This window comes from Bifidobacterium oedipodis (assembly GCF_012932425.1).
GTDB lineage: Bacteria > Actinomycetota > Actinomycetes > Actinomycetales > Bifidobacteriaceae > Bifidobacterium > Bifidobacterium oedipodis.
Genome location: NZ_JAAIII010000006.1, coordinates 12,551 through 37,055, shown reverse-complemented (window position 1 = coordinate 37,055; position 24,505 = coordinate 12,551). Strand labels below are relative to the sequence as shown.

The following is a 24,505-nucleotide window of genomic DNA, read 5'->3' as shown; positions in this document are numbered from 1 at the left end:
TGCTCCGTAAAAAGTGCCGTAGTGATGTTATACAAAACGTCGGTAGGGCGCACAGATAGTTCGTCGCTGCGTGATACCGCATATGTGCTATTTCGTCATTACAAGATAGTTCCGTAATTCTCGTAAAACAACGATGAAGGAAATATGTCTACTCGAGGAATGCCGGCCAGATCCAGCTTGCGTTTGACAATCTCGGGTTGTTGTATGAGCTGCTTGAAAGAGAACCGCACCAAACCGATATTGCCAGAGAGCAGTAAGTTACTTTCTCGCTCTTTTTCCTTGAGTACCACGTCTACTGCGTCAAGTCCATTGGTTATTGCCGGGTCGGTGTACTTTGCCTTGCCATCAAGTTCGCCGATAACTATGCGTCCGTTGGGAAGTTTCCAGAGAAAGTCGACACGGTAGGTTCCCTGCGAAATGGGATCGGTGAAGGTTGCTTGAACGTCCGGAATCATATATCCCCATTCGCGCATGGCGGCACGGGCGATGGATTCACCTCCGCTTTCGCTGCGTGGATCGGCGCAATCCAGAACGAATAGCACACGTTCCCGGCCTTGCTCGTGGAGTGATTGGAAATAGCGGCGTAGCTCGGCTTTACTATTGCCGCTAGCCATGCCTATTCGTGAAGCATCGGCAATCATTTTGGCAAGTCCGGCATCCATTATGGCGACTGCGTCGCGGAATGGCAGCATCCGCGCGCAGTCAAAAAGAGTGCGTGATAGTCCGGTTACTTTGATGCCCTGCACAAGTTGTTCATCCGTTGTCGGTATGGGAATGAAGATGAGGAAGTTGCGCTTGAGGGGCTGTGAGAGATATTTCGTAGTGATGAAGGTTCGTGAATGCAAGGCATAGGATTGTGTGAGCCCCCAGACTGCGGCCGCGCTGATTCCTATTAGTGTCCAATTCGGTTGCTTAGCGGATACCGCGCGCAGAATATGCATGATGCGTTCATAATGGCTTAGCGATTCCCAATAGCTTGTTCGCGTGTACAGCGTTTTGCGAACGCGGGTGAGATAGCCGCCGCGATGGTGCCGGTACAGGGTTTTGCGCCCGGCGTTGGTTGTGGCCCATAGGCAGCGTTTGGCATGCTCGGCTTGGTTGAGCGCTTGCTCTAGTCGTTTGTTACGTCTCATGTTGGGACCATAGCTGATTTTGCGTTCGGATTGCCATAAAAATGAGGCATGTGGAGAGAGCTTTCGATTATGCGAGGATATGTTGTTCGATGGCGGTTTCTCCGATGTGTTTGTGCGGTAATGTGCGCAGTTATCCACATTGATACGGGGTTGGTGCGTTGTTCGCACTGATGCGTTGAGATGGAGGTTATTGCAACAACAGGCGCGCGGCAGTATGGTCGGGGCACTTTTAGCGGAAATTTCTACAAGAAGTACCGCGAATGGAACTGAGCACGGTGCTACGAGGCACTTATTGCGGATTGTTCCGTAAGAAGTGCCGCGAGCGGTCGGGAAATGGGCGGTAGATGGCACTTATTGTGGATTTCCTACGAGAAGTGCCTCTAACGGAGCAAAACACGGTTCTACGAGGCACTTATTGCGGGGTTTCCCGTAAAAAGTGCCATGAACGGTGGGCACCGACTGCTCAGGCCGCTGCATTGTCGTTGGACTGGCACTGGGCGTGGCAGAGGGCGGCTAGGGGTATTAGGGTGGGGAGCATGAGCGAACAGCATGATGACAAGAAATTTGTATCGGCATCTGAATCGAATGGACAATCAGTGCCGGCAATGGCGAGCAAAATGACGCAGCAGACACAGCATGATGAGATGAGCGAAGTCGCGGCGATTGCGGCATATCCGCGTATTAAGGCCCGCACCTTGCGGTTTGGTTGTGGTGCACCGCATGCGGCCCAAGCGATTGGCGATGGCACGCGGGCGTTATTCCTGCGGTCGGATGGTGCCGAAGACCTGGTGAACAACCTGTGGATGAGCTGGTTCGATGCCGCCGGCAATCATCATGAAACCGAACTGGTCGATGCACGCAACCCGTTGGGTGCCGAGCAAGACGACAAGGATGTTGCAGGTGACGAAGACGTGCCGCCGGAGGAACGGGCACGTCGTGAACGCGCACGCGAAGGCGGTGCCGGCATTGTGAGCTATAGCGTTGACGATGCGGGCAAACGAGTGGTGTATGTGATCGGCTCCCGCCTGTTCGTATCGACAGTTGATATTGCTGACGGTACGCAAGATTCACAGGGCCAGCGGCCTGCGTGCGTGGAGGTGCGCACCAGCGAAATTCTCGTCGCCGACTTGGCGGATCAGTCGCAGGATGATTTCGATCCCACTCCGGTGCTCAATCCGCGTATCAGCCCGGATGGCCGTCGTGTGGCTTGGAGCACGGGTTCACTGCTGGTGGTGTTCGACCTGCAATCGCATGCCATCGACGCGGTGATGGGCGTGACGCCTGAGCATCGGGATGTGGTGAAAGTCGGTCTTGCAGAATTCGCCGCAGGCGAGGAAATGGACCGCTATGAGGGCTTCTGGTGGGGGCCGGATTCACGGACGCTATTGATCGAACGGTTCAGTGCCGAGCAGGAGCCGGTTTGGTATATCAGCGATCCCACCAACCCCGAAGCGGCCGCTACGGCCCGCCGCTACCCGCGGGCGCTGTCGTCCAACGCGCAGGTGGCATTGTATGCGGTGCGTTTGGGCGAGAACGGCACGCATGTGGAGGCTGCGGGCCGTGTGGCTTGGGATAGCGACGCGTACGAATATCTTGCCGTGGTGAACTGGCGTCAGGGCCACAATCCGCTGCTGTTGGTGCAGAATCGCCGGCAAACGGACGACCAGGTGCTGGAAGTATTGATTGCGGGGGATGATGCGCATTGGTTGGATGCTGATGTTCTGGATGCTGCCGTTGATGCTGAAGTCGCAGTCGACGCTGACCAGCCGGAAGCTTCCGCCACGTCATGGCCGATGATCGAAACCCGTGTGCTGCAGGAACATCACAACGACCAGTGGCTTGATTTGATCGCCGGTACTCCCGCATACACGCCGGATGGCCGGTTGGTATGCGCGCTGAACGATATGCAGTCGGACACGAACCGGCTGACTGTGGATGCCCGTCCGTTCACGCCGGTGGGCTGGAATGTGCGTACGGTGCTGTCGGTAACCGATCAGGACGTGCTGTGCGTTATTCAACGTGATCCGCAGCTGGCCCATGATGTGCCGGCCGAATGGGGCGAACATGCCGACACAGACCAGCACGATGCACGCAGCTTCGATGTGGTGAGCTTCGATTATGACGGGCATGTGCGCCCGATTACTACTACGCCGGGCGTATGGACCGCGACTCGCGGTGAGAGCGGTCTGGTCGTTTCCGGGCGCACGATGGGCGACCGTCAGCCCACTATGCTGCATTGCCTGTGCGGGGTGCAGGGGGAGCGCGGTTCGCAGTCGTCTCAGCCGCAACAAACGCCAGCTGGTGAGGCTATGTCTTCTGAGACTATGTCTTCTGAGAACGCTGCGATTGCCGATAGCGCGGCCAACGATGCCGGATCTGGTGATTGGACAGCCGATACTGCATTCGACGATGTGACAGCAGAATACCGCACATCCTGCGTTAGCATCGCCAGCTACGCCGCCGACCCGGGCTTCACGCCAAACACTCACTTCGTCACCATGCCCGGCGAACATGCGCTGCTGGCCGCCATCACCATGCCAAGCGCAGGTAGTGAGTATGCGAAGGCTGCGCAATTGCCGGTGCTGATGTTGCCGTATGGTGGCCCCGGCTTCCAGCAGGTCGCGCTTGCGCAGAGCTACTATCGCGACGCACAATGGTGGGCCAATCAGGGCTTCGTGGTGGTTACGGCGGACGGTCGCGGCACCACAGGCCGAGGCCCGAAGTGGGATCGTGAGATTTTCGAGAATATGAAGGCCGTGACGCTCGCCGATCAGGTCGAAGCCGTGCACGGTCTTGCCGAGTTGATGAAGCAGTGGCCGGCCGATGCGCCTCGTCCGAATCTCGACAAGGTGTCGATGATTGGATGGTCCTATGGCGGATTCCTCTCCGCGCTCGCCGTACTGGACGCGCCGAATGTGTTCAAGGCCGCCTGTGCCGGCGCGCCGCCCACCGATTGGACGCTGTACGATACGCACTACACCGAGCGCTATCTTGGTCTCGACCCAGCCGTTTACGAGCGCAACTCCATCATCGCCGACGCGCCGAAGCTCGTGCGTCCGCTGATGCTAATTCACGGTTTTGCGGACGACAATGTGACCATCGCACACTCCCTGCGCCTCAGCCAAGCGTTGATGGCCGCAGGCCGACCGCATACCTTCCTGCCGCTGACCGGCATCACGCATATGACCAACGATGAGACGGTGGCCGAAAACCTGCTGGTGCTCCAGCGAGACTTCCTCAAGCAAGCACTGGCTGACTGACGCCTCACGCTAACGCCTAGAGACAACACCTAGAGACAACGTTCAGAACTGATTGGCCCGATTGATCCGATTTGTCGCAATTGCGCTGACCGGATTAATCGGGCCAATGAGCCCGATTGGCGGCGAACGCCCCGCTAGGATGGTCGATATGGAATTCAGCTTGATTGACGAGTCCAATTACCAGGCCGAGATGGAAGGCACGGTTCTGCCTGCGCTCGCCCGCTGCCGCCAAGAAGGCTGGTTCGACCCGACCAAGGCCGAGCGTGACGCCGGTTTGGAACCGTTGACCGATGGCGGATTCGTCGTCGAGCTCGACAGCACGACCCAGCCGATTGCACAGGGCACCGTATCCAGCACACTCGCCGACGAACGAAACGGCAAACTGCACTATCTGGCTTACGATGCCGGCAAATTCGACGAGATTCGCGAGCAGGGTGCCACGGCCAGTTTCCGTGGCTGTATCGTTATCAGCCATGGCTTCACCGAATTCGCTGAAAAATACGACGAACTGGTGTGGTATTTCCTGCTCGCCGGCTATTCGGTGTGCGTGCTGGAACATCGCGGGCATGGCAAGTCCGAACGCAACGTGGACAATCCCAGCATGGTGTGGATCGACGATTGGCAACGGTATGTGGTCGACCTCGCCGCATTCGCGTCCAGCGTGGGCCAACAGTATGCGGGCGGTATGCCGCTGAATCTGTTCTGCCATTCGATGGGCGGCGGTATTGGTGCGGCGCTGCTGGAACGCTACCCCTCGCTGTTCGATAAGGCTGTGCTGTCCGCTCCCATGATCGCCCCGCAAACCGGCATGCCGCTATGGCTGACGCGTGGTTTGGTCGGAGCGCTATGCGCGTTGGGCATGGGTCGTCAGCGTGTATTCGGGCAGAAGGATTTCGACGGTGTGCTCGACCTGAGCTCCTACCAATACTCCAGCGAAGCCCGCGAACGCTGGTATCACAAGCTGCGCTGTGAGCATCCCGAATACCAGACTTACTGCGCCACGTTCAGCTGGGTGCGTGAGGCGCTGCGACTGAACCGTGCGATTCTCCAACCCGAGGCGTGCGCCGAAATCGAAACGCCGTTGCTGCTGTTCCAGGCCGGGCGCGATGTGTGGGTGCTCAATAAACCGCAGAACACGTTCGTCCAACGCGTGAAGGACGGCGGCGGCGAGGCACAGCTGGTGCGATTCGCCGAATCCCAGCATGAGATTTTCTCCATGCCCAACGCCACCTACCAGCCATATCTGGAACGCATCCTGAACTTCTACGACGATCCAATGATTGCCAGCGCATCCTATTAGTTCCGACCCGTCAATGGCTCGCACACATCGCGACAGACCGTATCGTGTGCGGTGGGTTGGCGCGGTAGGTCGTGGTCGATAGAGTGTCCCTGTATTGCGTAGGAACATGTTCGTATGCGAGGGGATTATGGCGGGTATCAACAACAATCGGCTTCCGGCTGGAAGCCATGTGATTTCCAGCCGGGCCACCAGCGTAGGATTGCTGGCAATCGCCCTGTGGAGCTTGATGGCCGGCACTGTGCGCATCGTTGCTGAAGCGTTTGGTGCCACGCTTGGTTCGGCGCTGATCTATACCGTTGGCAGCGTATTACTGCTGATATTCCGGCGTCCCGCACCGCTTAAGGAATTTCCCAAACGATACCTGATTATCGGCGGCGCATTGTTCGTGTTCTACGAATCTTCGATTTCGCTGTCGCTTGGACTGGCATCCACCGCTGCCTCTTCGGTGGAGGTGAGCCTGGTCAACTATCTGTGGCCCACCATGATGGTGCTGCTCACTGCGATTGTTTCGCGCCGGCGGCATGGTCTGCTTAAGGTGCTGCCCGGTGCGATTGTGGCCACCTGCGGCGTGATGCTTGCGGTCGGCGGCAATTCCGGGTTGGACTGGGGCGCGGCGGCCCAGCACATTATCTCCAACCCGTTGCCGTATGCGCTGGCGTTTATGGGGGCGTCGGCCTGGTCGGTGTATGCGGTGTTCACCCCCGCCCTGTCACGCGGAGTGGATGGTACGTCGCTGTTCTTCCCCTGTGTGGCTGTGGCGCTGTGGATTATTCACTTCGCTTCAGGGCAAGGCATGCCGGTTGTCGCGCCAAACGTGGTGGATTGGTTGTTCGTGCTGATTGCCGCTGTGTCCATCGGTGGCGGCTATGCCTGCTGGGGCCATGGCATTCTGCGCGGCTCGATGGAGACGTTGGCCGTCGCGTCCTATGCCACGCCGGTGCTGTCGACCGCAGCCAGCACGGTACTGCTGGGATTGTCGCTGTCGCTGCCGTTCTGGGTGGGCGTGGCGCTCGTGGTGACAGGTTCCATGCTCAACTACATAGCTCAGCGCAAGCAATCCCGCCGCTAGATTTCGGCAAGTTCCCAACGATTGGGCTTGGGGAGCCTGTGAATAGGGACGGTCGGAATGATCCGAATAACCGAAGAGGCTGAGGGAAACTGTCGCTACATAGTGACATCAGACATGATTTTGCTGTGGGAATAATTCCGGAATGACCTTTGCCTCGGAATGTTGGGTGAAGTGAACAAGGAAAACGATGGAGCCCCGGTGAGGGGTTCCGGGAACGGCTACGAAAAGCCGGCCGGATCGCTTGGGCTTGTGCCGCAAGGTGCAGGGGCTTGGGGTTCTGGCCGGCAAGCCAAACCGCTCCAGCTCCAACTAGGGAGTATGGATTATGGCAATGTTTCCGGCTTTGATGAATGACACAATGTTCTCCGATCTGTTCGATGATCCGTTCTTCTCGGGATGGCGTGAGGCTGCGAACACCGCTGCCGATCGCATGCCCTCGCAAGCGTTGATGAGCACCGATGTGAAGGAAAACGAGCACAGCTACGATGTTGATATCGATATGCCCGGCTTCAAGAAGGACGATATCAATCTGGAACTGCAGAACGGCTATCTGACCGTGTCCGCGCATCGTGACGGCTCTCACGAAGACAAGGGCGAGGACGGCAAGTGGCTGCGCCGCGAACGCTACGCCGGCTCTGTGTCCCGCAGCTTCTATGTGGGCGAGGACGTGAAGGAATCCGATATCCACGCCTCCTACAAGGACGGCACGCTGTGCCTCGAAGTGCCGAAGGCTGAAGCCAAGCCGCAGGTCGAGGCCAAGCACCAGATTGCCATCGAAGGCTGATTCCACAGCTTAAGACTGTTTGATAAGGGTCGAAACCGCAAGGTTTCGGCCCTTTGCCGTATGTGATTGCGTATCAGAGTGCCCTATGTCGGTGCGGTGGAGCCTAACATGACGGATCATGGCGTGGATGACCATGGGTATCCCTGTGATATCCATTTCTGATTCATTTTGCTTGACTTTGTAGCGTGCTGCTGATGGCATGATGTTGTTGCCAGAGACATGGAGCGATGTTGTTTGAGTCTGCTCGCCTCATCTTATTGCCGGTTCACCGTGAGATGCATTACGCACGGGGATAAGGTGTGTCGATGTTTTGAAAGGCGTAACATAAATTATGTCTACAGCTTGCTGGTAGTTGGGAAGCTGCACTATCTGACATGGGGTTCGTCAGTGTCCATAACTTCTTTTCCTTTCATACAAGGAGCATGCAATGAAGCATTTGAAGAAGGTGGTGCTCGCGATTCTCGCCGTGACGCTGGCAGTTGGGGCTGGAGGGTGCGGAAATGCTCAGGAAGCCGAGGTATCCGATTCAGTGGTGAAGGCGACTAGTGACCTCGTCACCATCGACCCGGAGATTATGCAAGCCTATGGCATTCTACGGCAGCAGTGCGCTCGGAGCAGAGGTTTCGACGTTCCCGTGGACTACTCGACCATCCCGATGCTTCAAGGATATGCGGATGTTGGAGGTATCTTTCGCAGCGAACAGGAGGCTGTGTCCTTGGGATACAGCATGCAGACCATGGACCAAGTCGAGGGGGATTTCTCTGAGGAGGATTTCGAGAAAACCTTGGGAGCCGAGGATCGGAAACGCTACGAACATGAGGTGATTGGGGACATTTCTGACGAAAAATCTTTCTTCGGCAGTTGTGCGGCGCAAGCATACGCCGCGTTGTTTGGATCCTATGAGAAGTCCAACGAGGTGCTCAACACCTTTAACGAGATGGCGAACGAACAGACGCGCACGTCTTTGGATGACGGTGAGGTTCGCAAAGCGATCACCGATGTCTATGCGCCGTGCATGACAAAGGCCGGCTATCCGTTGAGGGGACTGAAGGCCGGCGAACTCGCCGGCGAACGGTTCGGCAGATACCGTGCGTGGAACGAACCTCCGAACGCCGAGGAGCAGGCCATGGCTCGGCAGGATTATGCATGTCAAAGTGAGGCTGGGATCATGGAACGCATTGACATGGCCATGGAACGCAACGCTGGCGCGTGGATGGCTGCGAATGAGGCGACGTTGCTGGCTCGGTATGAAACATTGGAAGAAGCCCTTGGCAAGGCCAACCAAGTCATTAACGGGCAGGCGGATTTTGACAGTCTCATGGCCCCCTGATGGGCACGGGCTGTAGTGGGGGGCAAGATGAGACACACGACGCGGGGCAAGGCCGCATCCGGCGGCAAGGAGCGCGGTTTCGACGGCAGTGGGACGCCAGACGTTGCTATAGCGGAGAAAAACAATCGTGCGCCATCCAGACTGGGATCGGTGTTGCTTGGCGCATTGCTGGCGCTTATGCTGGTCGTCGGCACATGCGTGGCCACCCTTGGTATCCGGGCGGAATGGGAACGCGAGACCGAACCCGAACCCATTAAGGTGACTACCACGGTGCGCAGGACGACACTTCGTCACAACGCCACCGGTCGTCTCGAGGCCTCGTCTCACGGCAAGATTACGGTGCGTGCTACGGGAACCGTGACCCGCAACGGTCTTGTCGCCGGCGCGGAGGCAGCGGAAGGCAACGTCATCGGAACCATTGATGAGCGTCCCGTCCTGCTGATGCAAGGCGATGTGCCGGCCTACCGGACTATGGCTCCCAACATGAGTGGCACGGACGTGCGTCAGCTTCAGGCGGCGTTGGGGCGCCTCGGTTATGTGTCATACGACGAAGCCGGAACCTACGGCGAATCCACGGCTCTTGCCCTGTACCACTTCATGCGGAACTTGGGATTCGCCACGGTGGACGCCTCCGGCGCCGAACTCGCCAGCGCCGACTGGAAGAACAGTGCCATACCCCAGGGGCAGGTCGTGTTTGCGAGCCAGCTGCCGCTTCGCGCCGTCACCACTTGCGGCATTGCCGGGCAGCAAGTTCAGGACAAGCTGTGCGGAATGGAAACCGTCGCCCGCGACTATATGGTCGGCTTCCTCAAAGTCGACGTGCCTGATGTCACTGTGCTCGCCGGCAAGGAAGCGACGATACTGCTAGGTGAGCCCGCCACAGTGACTCTGGGAGGCTCTTGTGCCTCGCCACAAAACGCAGTGGGTGATGATTTGGAGGGCGGCGCATCGACAGGAGCTTCAGCGTCGAGTCTTTCGGACTCCGCCAGCGAGCGGCAGGTCGAGGATCGTACGTGGGTATGTCTTGCCGATGCTCGGGGTGTGTCGTTGCCAGTTGATCCAGGTGAGACCATGGTCACCGTCACGTTAGGGGCGAGCGCCGAGAATACCTTTGTCACCGATGTCGTCGCCTTGCGGGGCGATGGCACGTCGCGCTGGCTGGAACAGCGGAACGGTGAAAGGGTGGACGTGAAAATGGGCTTCTGCTATCAGGGTGAGTGCGAGATCAGTGGAGAGAACCTTAAGGAAGGCATGGTTGTCATCGTCCCGACCGATGGCTCCTCCGCTGGTGCGGCCGGAGAAGTCTCTGCGGCCGATGGGACAGGGACGGCCGGCGATGTGTCGCAATAACCAATGGGATAAGAAGTGCACCAAGATAGCCGAAGACGCGGCAATGGCGGGGAAGAAACAAACGTCGATATACCTCTGCTCAGGTTGGTGAACGTCAGCCGCACGTTCCCACCGAGCAGCGTCGCCTTGCGTCATGCCAGTCTTGACGTGCATGCTGGAGAATCTGTAGCTGTTACCGGGGCGTCGGGATCCGGCAAATCGACGTTGCTTGCCATTATCGGCCTGCTGGATCGCCCCACCGACGGCATGGTCCTGCTGGACGGAATGGATGCGGGACACGCGCCACCTCGTGTGCGTAACCGGCTGAGGCGTCAATATGTGAGTTTTGTGTTCCAAGCCTTCCATCTCATTGATCACCTCACAGTGGAGGAAAACGTCCGCTATGCGCTTGCTATCAAAGGCATCAGGGGAGTGCAGTCGCGGACACTGGCGCAACGGGCGCTTGCCCTTGTAGGGCTCGCGGACAAGGCTGGTGCCTGGCCGGCGGATCTCTCTGGCGGAGAACGGCAACGTGTTGCCATTGCCCGGGCCATCGCCAGCCCTCCTCGTTTGTTGCTGTGCGACGAGCCTACCGGCAACTTGGATTCCGTTAACTCACGTCTCGTCGTGGATCTGCTGCATCGTACGACGGCAGGGGACACCACCCTTCTCGTCGTCACCCACGACGAGGACGTGGCCCGCTCTTGCCACCGACGGTTACATGTTGCCGATGGAACGGTCCGGGAGGGGGAAGGATGACGAACCCCGTGACATGCGCGCTACTGGCATTGGCGCGCCGATGGCGCAGGAACCTGCTGTCGATGCTCGCCGTGCTGTTCTGCGCGGCCACACTGGTCGCGTTGCAAGGCATAGGCCTAGCATCCGGTGACCGCACCGCGCAACGCTTCCTCGACATGGAGGATTCCACTGTCGAGGTTACGTTGCCGACCTCGGCTTGGGAATTGAATGAACGTGAACTGACGGCGCGCCTTGACGGTATTGCCCAAGTGATCGAGGCCGGTACGCTCAACATTCCCGACGGTTCCGGCGTCTCCTTGGACGTGTCGTCCACCGCATGGGGGATATCTGTGTCGGCCAGCGCCGCCATCGCTTCGATGGAAGGCCTGGAAGCACGTGGTGCCGCATTGACTGCGGGACTGCCTCTTCCCCCGGACGAAGATCCGTCCAACGACCACCGCATCGTGCTGCTGGGGACTAGGCTCGCGCGACAACTTGGTATCACCATGGCACAGCCCGACGCGGCGGTGGACATAGGCGGTGTCAGACTCAGGGTGACGGGAACCATACAGGACGCAGATGGACGCTCCGCGCTCTCCACAGCCGTCATCATGGGGCCGGACACCGCGCGCATGCTCGGCATACTGCCGATGCAACGTGTCATGCACGTGGCTGTGGAGGACGGTTCCGTGACACGTGTGGCACAGGCTCTGCCTGTGGCGCTGCTGCCCTCCGATCCCGAGACGGTGGCCGTGCGCGCCCCATCCGACCCGGCGCGGCTGCGGGCCGGTCTTCTTGAGGACTCCGAAACTACCGCCGGCATCATCACTGGTGTGATGGTCGGCGTGACCGCGTTCAGTATCATCAACACGATGCAGATGGCCGTGTCCGAGCGACGCAGGGAGATTGGCATCAGCCTCGCCCTTGGTATGCCTGCATGGCATATCGCCGCGCAGTTTCTGCTGGAAGCGATGCTACTGGGATTGGCTGGCGGCATGCTTGGGATGTTCGTCGGCGCACAGGCGGCGGCTGTAATTGCTTATGCCAACGGATGGCGGTTTCTTCTTCCTGTGTCGGTTCTGGGTGTACCTGTGCTGGGGGCGGTGGCTGGAGCAGTGTCCGGAACACTGCCCGCCGTGCAGGCCACGAAGGTCAATCCTGCGGAGTTGTTGCGCTCCACTTGAGCTGAGGGTGACGCGCTCTTTTGCCGTATGTGCGAGCGAAAAGCAAAAAGGCTGGAACCTTTCGGTTCCAGCCTTTTCTTGCTGGTGCGAGTGGGGGGAGTTGAACCCCCACGAGCATACACTCACTGCCACCTGAAGACAGCGCGTCTACCATTCCGCCACACTCGCAGACAAAAGGACAATTTACCACTACTGGGTGCGGTAGGCAAATTGGCGTGTCGCGCCGTGACTTTCCTGAAAGGAAAGTCACGGCGCGACACGAGCTGGAATAGCGAAAGCCCAGTGGGCTTTCGCCCAGCGGAGCTATCCTTATAACCCAACTGAACCACCCGCAAACCAGCGCACAACATGAGCCGTACAGGCAGCCCTCCTCCTACTTCCCGTAGAAGTGCGCCAGCGACTCGTCGCGGAATTCTTCGAAATATCCACCGTCGATGGAGTCGCGGATGTCGTCGAGCAGCTTCACGAAGAAGTGCTCATTGTGAATTGTGGCTAGGGTGAAGCCGTTGATTTCGCGGGCGCGCAGCAGATGATCCACATAGGCCCTGGAATAGTTGCGGCAGGTGTAGCAGTCGCAGCCCTCCTCCAGCGGGCCGAAATCGAGCTTGTGTTCGGCGCGTTTGATGTTGTAGCGGCCGAAGCGGGTGAAGATTGCGCCGTTGCGGCCGCAGCGCGCGGGGGCCACGCAATCGAAGGTGTCGCCACCGTTCTCCACGCATGCGAAGATATCGTCCACCGAGGCGATGCCGAGCACGTGGCGAGGCCGGCTTTCGGGCATCGCATCGCAGATCCACGCACAGGTGTTGCCTATGATGCGTTTTTCGATGGCACCACCGATGCCCACGCCGTCAAAGTCCAGCGAGGCGATCTGCTCGGCCGCATGCCGGCGCAGATCCTCATAATTCGCGCCCTGCACCACGCCATACAGCGCCTGATACGGCTTGCCCAAGCGTGCGGCAGTGAGTCGTTCGTGCTCCGCCACGCACCGCTTGGCCCAACGGAACGTACGCTCCACCGACTGCTCCTGGTAGCCGCGCGTATTCATCAGCGTGGTTAGTTCGTCGAACGCGAACATGATATCCGCGCCGATCTTGTGCTGGATGCCCATCGAAATCTCAGCAGAGAACCGGTGCTTGTCGCCATTCAGCGGCGATTTGAAGGTCACACCGTCCTCATCCACGAAGGCCAGACGTTCCTTGCCTTTGGCGATCACATCGTCGGATTTCATGCCGGTGACGTCCATCGCCAGCGTCTTTTTGAAACCGGCACCCAGCGAAAGCACCTGGAAACCACCGGAATCGGTGAAAGTGGGCCGATCCCAGTGCATGAAACGCCCCAAACCGCCGGCCGCGTCCAGCACGTCTTCGCCGGGGCGTTCGAACAGATGGAAGGCGTTGGCGAGCATGCACTGCGCACCAAGCTCCTTCATCGTTTCAGGCAGCACGGCTTTCATCGCAGCCTGCGTGCCCACCGGCACAAAAGCAGGCGTGCGAATGTCGCCGTGCGGCGTATGGATGATGCCGGTGCGCCCATATCGGGCCCCGTCGCGCCCTAGGCCTTGCGCGCTGGGGGACAAACGGGTGATGGTTTCGAAGGAGAATGCGCTGCGGTCGCCGGGTTTGCCGGCCTCGGCTCCGCGTGGGTGCTCAAGCAGGTCTGTCATATGATTCACTTTAGGCGAACAGGGGGAGCTGTGCATCGATTGATGGCCGAAATTGAGGGGTTTAGGCGGCTTGCCCTGTGAGTTGCGAGAAGATTCGATTATTTCTTCCAACTAACATTCAGGAAACTTCCAGAGCGGATATCTTTACTACATAGGTAGCGAACGAAAGCGGCGGATGAAGCAAGCGCCGCACCACACAAGACGTTCAACGTACAAGGACAAAGGAGCAGCAATGGCTGACGAAACCAATGGCACCTGGAACGCCGAGAACGGCGACCAGAACCAGCCGACCACCAGTGGCGGATCAACCGCCGCCAACGCCGACAACACTACCAATACCAACACTACTAACAATGAAACCAACGGTGGCGATACCGCCGTTCAGACTCCGGTCACCTCCGAGCCCGCGCCCGACTACGCGTCCGCTAAGGGCGAAAGCACCGTGGTTTCCAACGCGCCGACCCAGCCGATCAATATGGGCCAGCAGCCCAGCGCACAAGAGCAGCCGACCGCGCCGCTTTACCGCCCTGCCCCCGAATTCGGTGCGTATGGCCCGGTTCCGACCTCGGTTACCAACGCACAGAATGCGCAGAACCCGCAGAACGCGCCAACCCAGCGATTCCCGTTCGGCGGCCAGCCGCAGACTCCTGCTTCGCAGAACGGCCAGCAGCCCCAGGGCGGCAATCGCAACCCTTACTTCACCAATACCCCGTTCTCCACGCCGGCCGGCCAGCAGAACGCGCAAAACGCTCAGTCGCAGAACAACGGCAACCCCTTCATCAATCCGAATGGGCAGAACGGTGCCAACAACGGTGGCCAGCAGCCTCCAACAGGCCCGTTTGGCGCTCCCGGAGTTCCGAACGGCCCCGACGGCCAGCCGGCCGCGGCCAAGCGCGGCATGTCGAAAACCGCCGTCAGCATTCTTTCCGCAGTGATTGCCGCCGTGGTGGCCGTGGCGCTGAGCCTCGGCCTTGGCTTTGCTGCCATCACCAACGGTTGGGTCAAGGTGCCGACCTCCAATTCGCTCAGCAATGTGAGCTCGAATAAGTCCGGTTCCGGCAGCGCTACCGCCAAGTCCGGTGAGGCCGCCGACTGGCAGGCAGTGGCTAGCAGCGTCTCCGATTCCGTGGTCGCCATCACCACCCAAACCAGCGACGGCACCGCACAGGGCTCTGGTGCGATCCTCGACACTGAAGGTCATATTGTGACCAACAACCACGTGATTTCCGGCGCTCAGCAGATCACGGTGACGTTGTCCAACGGCACCATGTATTCCGCGCAGGTCGTCGGTACCGACACCACCACCGATCTGGCCGTCATCAAGCTTGACAACCCGCCGAGCGACTTGAAGGCTGTGGAATTCGCCGACTCCGACAAGCTCGCCGTGGGCGAAGGCGTGATGGCCATCGGCAACCCGCTCGGCTATGACGACACAGCCACCACCGGCATCGTTTCCGCGCTTAACCGCCCGGTGAGCGTGATGGACGACAACAACTCCGAAATCGTGACCAACGCCGTGCAGATCGATGCGGCCATCAACCCGGGTAACTCGGGCGGCCCGACCTTCAACGCGGCTGGCCAGGTGATCGGCATCAACTCGTCGATCGCTTCCACTGCCAGCTCGTCCAGCTCCGCCGGCTCCATCGGCATCGGCTTCGCCATCCCCTCGAACCTGGTCAAGCGCGTGGCCGAAGAGATCGTCAAGGACGGCTCCGTGAAGCATGTGGCGCTGGGCGTGACCATCAAGAGCACCACGGTCACCGCTGACGGCGTGACCCGCGCCGGCTCCCAGGTCTCCAACGTGGTCTCCGACGGCCCCGGCGACAAGGCCGGAATCAAGAGCGGCGACACCATCGTGGCCTTCAACGGCAACGCGGTGAGCAGCAACTATTCATTGCTCGGCTTCGTGCGCGCGGCAGCCCTCGGTGACAAGGCGACCCTGACCCTTGTAAGGAACGGCAAGACCATGGATGTGGAAGTCACTCTTGATCAGGAGGAATCCGCAGTCAACGGTTCCAACCGCTCTGAGTCGAACAACAACCAGAACCAACAGAACCAGCAGAATCAGCAGGATCAGCAGGATCAGGACGGCAACAGCCAGAGCCCCTACGGTGACGGCGGCGGCCTGTACGATCCGTTCGGTCTGTGGTAAACCCAAGCCGTTACTAACGGCACCATAGCGCGAAACCCGCGGCAAGCACATCGCTTCGCCGCGGGTTTTGTGTTTTTGCCGGACCTTTGGTACGGTAATCACCGATAACTGAATATGACATTCTTACGCCGTGTATCGGAAGGTCGCGCTCGGGCTTAGTGCCTTGGCAATGACGCCGGTGGGTTAACAAGGCGTGACTGCAGTGCCGGCGCGGGCGAAAGCCTCGACGTCCGGCTCCGTATACGAGCGTAAGGAGAATTGATGAGTCGAATCATCTCTATCTTCACTAAAATTATTGACCTGTGCCGTCGCGTACCGCTGCTGCCCATCGTTATCCTCGCGGCGATTCCGCTGATAGTGTGTCCCACTTGGCGACCGTGGGGGCAGTTGGATTGGCCGGTGAATCCCGGCGTGGGCCAGTGGATTGTTATCGCGCTGGTTGTGTACACGATTATCGACACTGTGCGCGGCATGATCGACGATATTCGCCATGGTCAGGTGGGCGTTGATTTGCTGGCCGTCGTGGCCATTGCCAGCACTGTCGCCGTGCAGGAATATTGGGCGGCTTGGGCCGTTACCCTCATGATTTCTTCGGGCGAGGCCATTGAGGAATACGCGCAGGGTAAAGCCGAAAGCAATCTGACCGCGCTGATGCAAGCTGCGCCGCAGATCGCACATATCGCCACGCTGCCGGGCGTGGGTGCTGGTGCAGGAGCTGGCGATGGCAGAGTTGTTACCTCTGAAGCATCCGGGGAATCTGGACAATCTGGCGATGCCGAACAAAGCGGCAAAGCCGACGACGGTTTCCGCCCTGTAGCTTCGGCTGCTGCAGCGCGCACGAAAGCGAATCACAACAGCCAGTCGTCCGCCCATTTCCGCACGGTGCCGGTGGACGAAGTGGCGCTGGGCGACGTGCTTATTGTGCTGCCCGGCGAAACCGTGCCGGTGGACGGCGAACTGCTGTCTGGCTCGGCCACGCTCGACCTATCCAATATCAACGGAGAGCCTGTGCCGCGCGAGGTATTCGCCGGTGCGCGTGTGATGTCCGGAGCGGTGAACGGATCCACCACGCTGACCATGCGCGCCACCGAAGTGGCCAAGGATTCGCAGTATCAGCGCATTCTGGAGCTTGTGGCCTCTGCGCAGGAATCGCGACCGGCCGTGGTGAAAACCGCCGATCGGCTTGCGGTGCCGTTCACTATATTGGCGTTCATCATCGCTGGCGTGGCGTGGGCCGTGTCTGGCACGCCGCTGCGTTTTGCGCAGGTGCTGGTGCTGGCCACGCCATGCCCGCTGCTGATTGCCGCGCCAGTGGCCTATGTGGCTGGCACTGGGCGATTGGCTAAGGCAGGCATTCTGATCAAAGCACAGGATGTGCTCGAAAACCTTGGGCGCGTGAATCACGTGTTCTTTGATAAAACCGGCACGCTTACCGTCAAACAACCGCAGGTGGTGCGCGTCGACCGTCCATTGGGCAATACTGCGCTGGGCAATGCAACGCTGAGCAATACTGCGTTGGATAATAGTGCGCTCGGCAATGGTGGGCCAGCGTCGGCCTCTACGGCTGCGCAACAGCGGCCACAGACGCTGAACGACGATCATGTGCTCATGATGGCGGGCGTGGTCGAAAGCTACTCCGTGCATATTCTGTCCAAGGGCATCGCTGCGGCCGGTCTTGAAGCCATGAACCGTCTTAACGGGCGGTATGCCGCTGGACAGCGCCAGTGCCCTGAGCGTGATATGCCGGGCCATGGCCGCGATTATCCGGTGGTGAAGAACATCGTCGAGGACGCAGGCAAGGGCGTCAGCGGCGAGGTGAACGGCCATGTGGTGCGCGTCGGTCGCTTGGCTTTCGCCAGTGCCCGTGCCGACGGATTCCAGCCGGTTGTGCCGGCTGGTGGTGCTGCGGTGAGCGCGGTCGGTGACACAACTGCTACGGCTGCGGCTAATACGGTTTCTGGCGTTACGACTGGAGCCAAAGCCGCGACGAACGGCGAAACAACGGTGCCTCGCGTGCGTTTCGCGCCCCTGGCGGCGGACGAAATGGCCACTTATGTATCCATCGACGGCGTGCTGGTCGCGCGCATCGTGCTGCGTGACGTGCCGCGCAACAATGTGCAATCGGCACTGGCATGGCTGCACAAGCTGGGCGTAGGCGAACTGACCATGCTCACCGGCGACAAAGCCGCGTCGGCGGCCGTCATCGCCCAGGAGGTTGGTATCGACGAGGTGCATGCTGAACTGTTCCCTGAAGACAAGGTAGCTGCGGTGCGCGAAGCCACCGTGCGCGACAGCAAAGCCGTGACGATGATGGTGGGCGACGGCGTGAACGATGCGCCGGTGCTGGCCGCCGCGACCATCGGCATGGCCATCACCGACGGCACGTCAACGGCTGCCTCGCAATCTGCGCAAGTGGTGATCATGAACGACGACATTGCCTGCGTGCCGCGCGCCATCGCCATCGCCCGCCGTACCAAGACGGTGATGCTGCAAGCCGTGCTGCTGGGCCTCGGCCTGGCGTTGATCGGCATGATCGCCGCCGCGTTCAACCTCATCCCTGTGGTGGTCGGTGCGTTCTTGCAGGAGGCCATTGATGTGGTTTCGATTCTGTGGTCGCTGATGGCCTTGGTGGATAAGGAATCGCAGTGATATTCCGCTGTCGGCCCCTGTTGCGATTCGCCGTCTTGCGCTAGGCTTGTCCCCGTGACTGAATCTCAAGAACTTCGTATTGCCGTAATCGGCGCCGGTCCGGCCGGCGTGTATTCCTCCGACATCTTCCTGCGCCAGCTCAAGAAGCTCGGCGAGGAACTGGGTCTGGGCACCAAGGCGCGCATCGACCTGTTCGAAAAGCTGCCTGTGCCCTTCGGCCTGGTGCGCTACGGTGTGGCTCCCGACCATCCGTCCATCAAGTTCATCGCCGACGCGCTCGAAAAGACGCTCGACAACCCCGACATCCACCTCTACTGCGATGTGGAATTCGGCAAGGATGTGACGCTTGACGAGCTGCTCGCCCGCTACGACGCCGTGCTGTTCGCCACCGGCGCGGTTAAGGACAAGCCGCTGAACCTGCCCGGCGCCGACCTTGACGGCGTGTACGGTGCGGCCAAGTTCGTCGAATGGTACGACGGATACCCCACCGGTGCTCGCGAATGGCCGCTGACGGCCGAAAACGTGGCGGTCATCGGCGGCGGCAACGTGGCTATGGACGTGGCCCGCGAACTGATGCGCAACGCTGACGATCTCAAAGCCAAAACCGACATCCCCGACAACGTGTACGAGGGCATCGGTGCCAACAAGGCGCGCGTGCTGCACCTGTTCATCCGTCGCGGCGTGGCCCAGGCCAAGTTCAGCGTGCAGGAACTTCGTGAGATGGAGAAGCTGCCCGGCGTGCAGCTCATCATCAACGAAGACGATTTCGACCTCGACGAGGAAACCATCGAGGTGGCCGGTCAGGACAAGCTCACCCGCCAGATGGTCGAAGAGCTGTTCACCATCCGCGAGATGGCCGAAGACATGGAAGACGACGGCGACGTCGACTTCGAAGGCAACCCCGCCGACCGCAAGTACTACGTGCACTTCAACTCCGCCCCCACCGAGATTCTCGGCGAGGATGGCAAGGTGAAGGCGATTCGTGTGGAGCGCACCGAAACCTCCGCCGACGGCAAGATGAGCCGCACCGGCGAATTCACCGATTATCCGGTCGAAGCCGTGTATCACGCCATCGGCTACCAGCCCGCCGAAGCGCCCGGCATCGCCTACGATACTAAGGGTGCGCACCTGGCCAACGCCAATGGCGACGGTCGCATCACCGTCGAAGCCGAAGCCGGCTCCGAGGTGCGCGAACGCCTGTATGCCACCGGTTGGGCCAAGCGCGGACCGGTGGGTCTGATCGGCTCCACTAAGTCCGATGCGCTCGCCATTGTGACCAATATGCTGGAGGATCTGGCCAAGGCTGCTGAGGGCGGACGCGTGGCTGCCGACCGCGACCCCGAATCCATCGACCGCTTGCTGGCTGAGCGTGGCATTAAGCCGATCGACTTCGCTGGTTGGAAGAAGGTCGATGCCTACGAGCGTGCCGAAGGCGCGAAGGAAGGCCGCGAACACAAGAAGGTTATCGAACCTGAGCAGATGCGCGAGCTGGCTCACGCCTGATTCTCGCATGTGATTACGCGCGGCGTTTGAGGGCAAGCATTGCCGCAAGTATTGGCCGTCATGCTGAGCGGGGCAACGCCGGAGTCGAAGCATCTCCCTGTGGGGTGCTCCGACTCCGGCGTTGTTGTGATCAGAATTCTGAGCATCGTATGCGTGTGATTTTGGATTTTCGTCTGTAAGCGCACGTTCAGATAATTTTCAGCCAAAATCTTTACGCTGAGCCTCATGGATGCCAAACTACGGGTTCATGGCCATTACAATGGCTTGAAAACAACGCTGCTGTTCGCCCTGATGTGGGCCATTGTCATGCTGATTTGGTGGGCCACTGGTGGCAGCCGCCAAACACTCGGCATATACATCATCATCGGTTTGGCCACAACATTCGGCTCCTACTGGTTCTCCGACAAACTCGCCATCGCTTCGATGGGCGCGCGCGAGGTGTCCGAGCAGGAAGCGCCGCAAATCTACCAGATCGTACGCGAACTATCCGCCAAGGCCGGCAAGCCGATGCCTCGCATCTATATCGCGCCAACTATGAGCCCCAACGCCTTTGCCACCGGACGCAACGAACGTCACGCGGCAGTATGCTGCACACAGGGCATCCTGCAGATACTGAACGCCCGTGAATTGCGCGGTGTGCTCGGGCACGAACTGATGCACGTCTACAACCGCGACATCCGAACCTCTGCCATCGCCTCCGCCATGGCCACCGTCATCACATATCTGGGGTATTCGCTGATGTATTTCGGCGGCGGATCCTCGCGCGACGACCGCGATAATGCTTCGGGCGGACTGGGGCTGATCGGCTTGCTGCTGAGCATGATTCTCGCTCCCGTGGCCGCTTCTCTGATACAGATGGCTATCTCGCGTACGCGCGAATATGATGCCGACGAGGATGGCAGTGTGCTGACCGGAGATCCCGAAGCGCTCGCCTCTGCGCTCAATAAAATTTCCTACGGCGCGCAGTCTGCGCCGATGCGCAAAACTGCAGGCACCCAATCCGTTTCGGCGATGATGATTGCCAACCCATTCTCCGCCGCCGGATTCTCCAAACTGTTTTCCACCCATCCGCCGACCGAGGATCGCATCGCAAGGCTGATGCAGATGGCTGCTGAAATGCGCGGGGCTGGCATTGGGCAAGGTGCTGGCGGGTATGCTGCTGGCGGGTATGTCGGAGGCCGTGTCGGGGGTGGTCAGGTTCGTTATTGATGGTGTCGGCTACTGGGTGCTGGCTGCGGGTGCCGGCTCGAGGTGCCGACGGTGTGTTATAGCCCCCATCCCCGGCGTTGTCTTGGGGAACAGTGGTGACATGGCGGCAACGTGCCGGCGGAATAACGGATAAAAATGGGCAACAGGCGTTGCCGCTGGCAAAGGCATGCTAGACTAACCACTTGTGCCCCACAAGGGCCGCATGCGGATGTAGTTCATCGGTAGAACGAAAGCTTCCCAAGCTTTAAAGGCGGGTTCGACTCCCGTCATCCGCTCCACTTCAAATCATTGGAATTTCAACGTTTTCAAGGCTTTTATCGCTTGATAATTTGTGTATTGGTACCATTTTGGTACCAATACAAATTATTCTTACGAAGCTCGCCGCAAACAATATGCCATGAGCTTCGTCATTGTAGGTGCTTTTATCTGGTGAATATTCTCAAACACTCTGTATAGTGGTTGAGAAGAGATTGAACACGCGTCCTGTTGCTGAATTCAATGTTTGGTATAATAACCGTGTTGTTTGGCCTGTCCTTCTTCGAAAGTCGGCTGCATGCCGTTGTTGCATAAGCAACTAGAGTTGTGACGGGCCGTTCCTTTTGCTTATGGTTCTGGCCACTCAGGCTTACGCCAGTCAGCGAAACCGATTGCTTCAGCTGTCAGCGGATTGTATTTGGTTCTGTAGTAATTTTTTGATTTTTCGTAACGACTTTGGTCGTAGACGTCATGAACCAACTTAATTTTTGATTCCAGAAGTTTGTAGTACTTTGTATCGCCTTTTTCGAACACCCTTTGCGCGGACCATAGGCAGTAATCGGTTAGTGATAGCAACAATTCATGGTCATAAGGCTGTACGTTGAACTTAACCTTGTTGTTCATCTCTTTTGTCAAAGTCCCGCGGCGACTGCGCTCGCGGGCGACATCAACTGCATGTTGCAAATTCATGTTAGAAGTGCTGCTGCCGCGTTCTGCGATATCAAGTATCAACGGGTCGATTTTATGAGTGTATTTGAGCAGATGAGACATGAGATCGGCATAGAACTCGCGCTGCAACCTTTGGTGTTTGCGCAAAAAGACATCCGGTAGCTTGCGGCCTACAACGATTTGAGCAGAGAAATCAATCTTCTCCTTCATGAGTTTGAGAAATTCATAGCGTAATTCTGCCGGGTCTTTACTCGCATGAGGATAATATCCCTGCCACCCTTTTTCTGTTCTGGAGGCAACGCTTGGAAAGCTTTGGAAGAATTCGTTGGTGTCTACCATTTCGCAAAAGACTTTGATTGCTGAACGTGCTTCCGCCAGATCTCCTTTAACGTGCACCATGCCTACCATGAAGCATCTAGAGACGCCGGGGTCTCCGATGAGAGAAGTTTTTGAGCCTCTTTTGCTTGAAAAGAAAGTCATGTCTCCAGCCTCATCGATAAAGCGATGATTGTCCCCCGTGTGTACAGCAAGCTCCTTGGTGTCCATGGCACGCTATTGTACCTGAAATTAGCTTCACTGAGGTCGATGTCATATTGTTGACAGACTGTTGGCTGTTGCAATGATGTCATGAGGCAGTTGGAGCATCATGCTTGAAATTCTTGTGAAAGTGCATGATGTATGACTTTTGTCAATCTGTATACATGATGTTTGGTTTGCTGGTGTTACTTGTTTTTTGAGAGCTTTTGCTACTGGATTATGCTGTCAACGAAATTGCAGATAAGCAAAACCATGTTATGGTGTTGGCATTGGTTTTTCGTGTTGGTTCAACGAAAGTGAGGGGCTCATGGCTGAGCGCAAGATGGTATCTGTGCAAGAAATTGCCGGTATATATCCTGTCAAGGATGCGGATCGTATCGAAAAGGCGAAGGTGCTGGGTTGGATTGTTGTGGTCGGCAAAGATATGGGACTCAAGCCGGGTGATCATGTTGCATATTTTGAAGTGGATTGCCTGTTGCCAGCTGATGATCCTCGATATGCGGCGTTCCAGAAACGTGGTGTGAAGACGTTGATTGTGGAAGATCCGAATACGGGCAAGGACGTAGAGGTTTCTGGTCATGTGCTGCGTACCGTACGACTGCGTGGTACTTATTCACAGGGGCTTATCATGCCGTTAAGCGAGTTGGGAATCGATCCCGAGACTCCGGTGGGCGCGGATGTCACGCGCGAGGCAGGGGTATATAAATACGAAGAGCTACCGCCATTGCGTGGCGGTGATATGATTGGCCCGTTTGGCTCAGCATATGCTTCGAAGTCGGATGCTCCACGACTGCAAAACTTAACTGATGTCTGGAGTGAACTGGTTGGTTTAAGGGCTACGCCGACGGTGAAAGTGGATGGCACCAGCACCACCATTGCGCGTGATGATAACGGTATTGCACACGTGTATTCGCGTAACTGGGAAATTAAGCCGGAATGCACGAATATGGTTGTTGCGCAGCGTGATGGTTTGGTTGACGCTCTTGAACCGGGGATGGCTATTCAATTTGAACTGGTCGGCCTTGGGATTCAATCGAATAGGTTGAAGCTGCGTCGTCCTACTCCATTCGTGTTCGCGGTGTGGCGTAATCATCGGAAAATCAATCGTTCCGATTGGCCGCAAGCCTGTTTAAACCATGCGGTACCTGTGCTTGATGCTGCACGATGGCGGCTGGAAGGTTCTGTGGAAGACATGGTGGCCAAGGTTGACGGGTTGCGAGGCTGCGTAACAGATGGAGTGCTGGACGAAGGCATCGTATGGCATTTGGACGCTGATCAGCTGCTAAGTAGTGATGTTGCCGGACGGCTGAGTGCCAATCGCTGCTTCAAAATCATCAACAATAAATATTTGCTCAAGCACGGCCTATAAGTCCCTATGCCGACTTGGCAAACTGACTCATGGCTTATCTACCCGCTGAGAATGAGATGCGTCGCAAACAATATGAATATTGTTTAGGTTGTCTGCTGTCATTCGGACGCACCTACGGAGGGCGATTTGCGATGCTATTTCGGCTTTCGTAGGTGTCGTCTTTAGGTGATGTCTCGGTTTGTGTGTCGCGTAAACCGCGGAAATAAGCCATTTTGCATATTCCTGCAATTTGCGTGGCGGTGTTGCAACACCTACGGAAGCGCATTTACCTGCCTATTGGCCCTTCCGTAGGTGTTTGACGGAACTGCTTATCGGAGTGAGGAGCGGCAAATTGGCGGAAATAAGCCATTTGTTAGAGATGTGATTCAGTAC

At 58.2% G+C, this 24,505-nt stretch carries 16 protein-coding genes and 2 tRNA genes; 14 read left to right on the top strand and 4 right to left on the bottom strand.

Going from position 1 to position 24,505, the window contains the following annotated elements:
- Positions 1-98 precede the first annotated feature (98 nt).
- Complete coding sequence (locus G1C95_RS09600) at positions 99-1,133, bottom strand: hypothetical protein (RefSeq protein WP_169172733.1); 1,035 nt, start codon at positions 1,131-1,133, stop codon at positions 99-101.
- Between the two features lie 644 nt (positions 1,134-1,777).
- Between G1C95_RS09600 and G1C95_RS09595 the strand changes: the two genes are divergently transcribed.
- The 8 genes from G1C95_RS09595 (at position 1,778) to G1C95_RS09560 (ending at position 12,127) form a co-directional block, all read left to right on the top strand.
- Positions 1,778-4,393, top strand: coding sequence for a S9 family peptidase (locus G1C95_RS09595; RefSeq protein ID WP_169172866.1), 2,616 nt, complete (start codon positions 1,778-1,780; stop codon positions 4,391-4,393).
- A 148-nt stretch (positions 4,394-4,541) separates the two neighbouring features.
- Entirely contained in the window at positions 4,542-5,693 is a 1,152-nt protein-coding gene (locus tag G1C95_RS09590; RefSeq protein ID WP_169172732.1) for an alpha/beta fold hydrolase, read from the top strand.
- 127 nt (positions 5,694-5,820) lie between these two features.
- The gene (gene yddG, locus G1C95_RS09585) at positions 5,821-6,762 is read left to right on the top strand and encodes an aromatic amino acid DMT transporter YddG (protein ID WP_169172731.1); all 942 of its coding nucleotides are present in this window, start codon (positions 5,821-5,823) and stop codon (positions 6,760-6,762) included.
- 325 nt (positions 6,763-7,087) lie between these two features.
- The gene (locus G1C95_RS09580) at positions 7,088-7,546 is read left to right on the top strand and encodes an Hsp20/alpha crystallin family protein (RefSeq protein ID WP_169172730.1); all 459 of its coding nucleotides are present in this window, start codon (positions 7,088-7,090) and stop codon (positions 7,544-7,546) included.
- A 427-nt stretch (positions 7,547-7,973) separates the two neighbouring features.
- Complete coding sequence (locus tag G1C95_RS09575) at positions 7,974-8,876, top strand: hypothetical protein (RefSeq protein ID WP_169172729.1); 903 nt, start codon at positions 7,974-7,976, stop codon at positions 8,874-8,876.
- A 27-nt stretch (positions 8,877-8,903) separates the two neighbouring features.
- Positions 8,904-10,226 (top strand): peptidoglycan-binding domain-containing protein, encoded by a 1,323-nt coding sequence (locus G1C95_RS09570; protein ID WP_169172728.1) that lies wholly within the window; start codon positions 8,904-8,906, stop codon positions 10,224-10,226.
- Between the two features lie 15 nt (positions 10,227-10,241).
- Complete coding sequence (locus G1C95_RS09565; RefSeq protein ID WP_335341426.1) at positions 10,242-10,964, top strand: ABC transporter ATP-binding protein; 723 nt, start codon at positions 10,242-10,244, stop codon at positions 10,962-10,964.
- Positions 10,961-12,127, top strand: coding sequence for an ABC transporter permease (locus tag G1C95_RS09560; RefSeq protein ID WP_169172727.1), 1,167 nt, complete (start codon positions 10,961-10,963; stop codon positions 12,125-12,127). Before G1C95_RS09565 ends, G1C95_RS09560 begins: the two co-directional genes overlap by 4 nt.
- 82 nt (positions 12,128-12,209) lie before the next feature.
- Here G1C95_RS09560 and G1C95_RS09555 read toward each other — a convergent pair.
- Positions 12,210-12,295: transfer RNA gene (locus tag G1C95_RS09555), tRNA-Leu, on the bottom strand.
- 205 nt (positions 12,296-12,500) lie between these two features.
- Positions 12,501-13,790: a tRNA guanosine(34) transglycosylase Tgt gene (tgt, locus tag G1C95_RS09550; RefSeq protein ID WP_169172726.1), complete on the bottom strand. Its 1,290-nt coding sequence runs from the start codon at positions 13,788-13,790 to the stop codon at positions 12,501-12,503.
- A 232-nt stretch (positions 13,791-14,022) separates the two neighbouring features.
- On the opposite strand from tgt, the gene G1C95_RS09545 reads away from it, so the two are divergent.
- The 5 genes from G1C95_RS09545 (at position 14,023) to G1C95_RS09525 (ending at position 21,581) form a co-directional block, all read left to right on the top strand.
- Positions 14,023-15,942, top strand: a complete 1,920-nt coding sequence (locus tag G1C95_RS09545; RefSeq protein ID WP_169172725.1) for a S1C family serine protease — start codon at positions 14,023-14,025, stop codon at positions 15,940-15,942.
- A 261-nt stretch (positions 15,943-16,203) separates the two neighbouring features.
- Complete coding sequence (locus G1C95_RS09540; protein WP_169172724.1) at positions 16,204-18,591, top strand: HAD-IC family P-type ATPase; 2,388 nt, start codon at positions 16,204-16,206, stop codon at positions 18,589-18,591.
- Between the two features lie 54 nt (positions 18,592-18,645).
- Positions 18,646-20,094 (top strand): FAD-dependent oxidoreductase, encoded by a 1,449-nt coding sequence (locus tag G1C95_RS09535; protein ID WP_169172723.1) that lies wholly within the window; start codon positions 18,646-18,648, stop codon positions 20,092-20,094.
- Between the two features lie 225 nt (positions 20,095-20,319).
- On the top strand, positions 20,320-21,303 hold the full coding sequence (htpX, locus tag G1C95_RS09530) for a zinc metalloprotease HtpX (protein WP_169172722.1): 984 nt from the start codon (positions 20,320-20,322) through the stop codon (positions 21,301-21,303).
- A 204-nt stretch (positions 21,304-21,507) separates the two neighbouring features.
- A tRNA-Gly gene (locus G1C95_RS09525) sits at positions 21,508-21,581 on the top strand.
- A gap of 325 nt (positions 21,582-21,906) precedes the next feature.
- On the opposite strand, the gene G1C95_RS09520 is transcribed toward G1C95_RS09525, so the two are convergent.
- The gene (locus G1C95_RS09520) at positions 21,907-22,773 is read right to left on the bottom strand and encodes a hypothetical protein (protein WP_205832802.1); all 867 of its coding nucleotides are present in this window, start codon (positions 22,771-22,773) and stop codon (positions 21,907-21,909) included.
- A gap of 298 nt (positions 22,774-23,071) precedes the next feature.
- On the opposite strand from G1C95_RS09520, the gene G1C95_RS09515 reads away from it, so the two are divergent.
- A complete protein-coding gene (locus G1C95_RS09515; protein ID WP_169172721.1) occupies positions 23,072-24,133 on the top strand; it encodes an RNA ligase family protein in 1,062 nt (353 codons plus the stop codon).
- Positions 24,134-24,505: the final 372 nt, after the last annotated feature.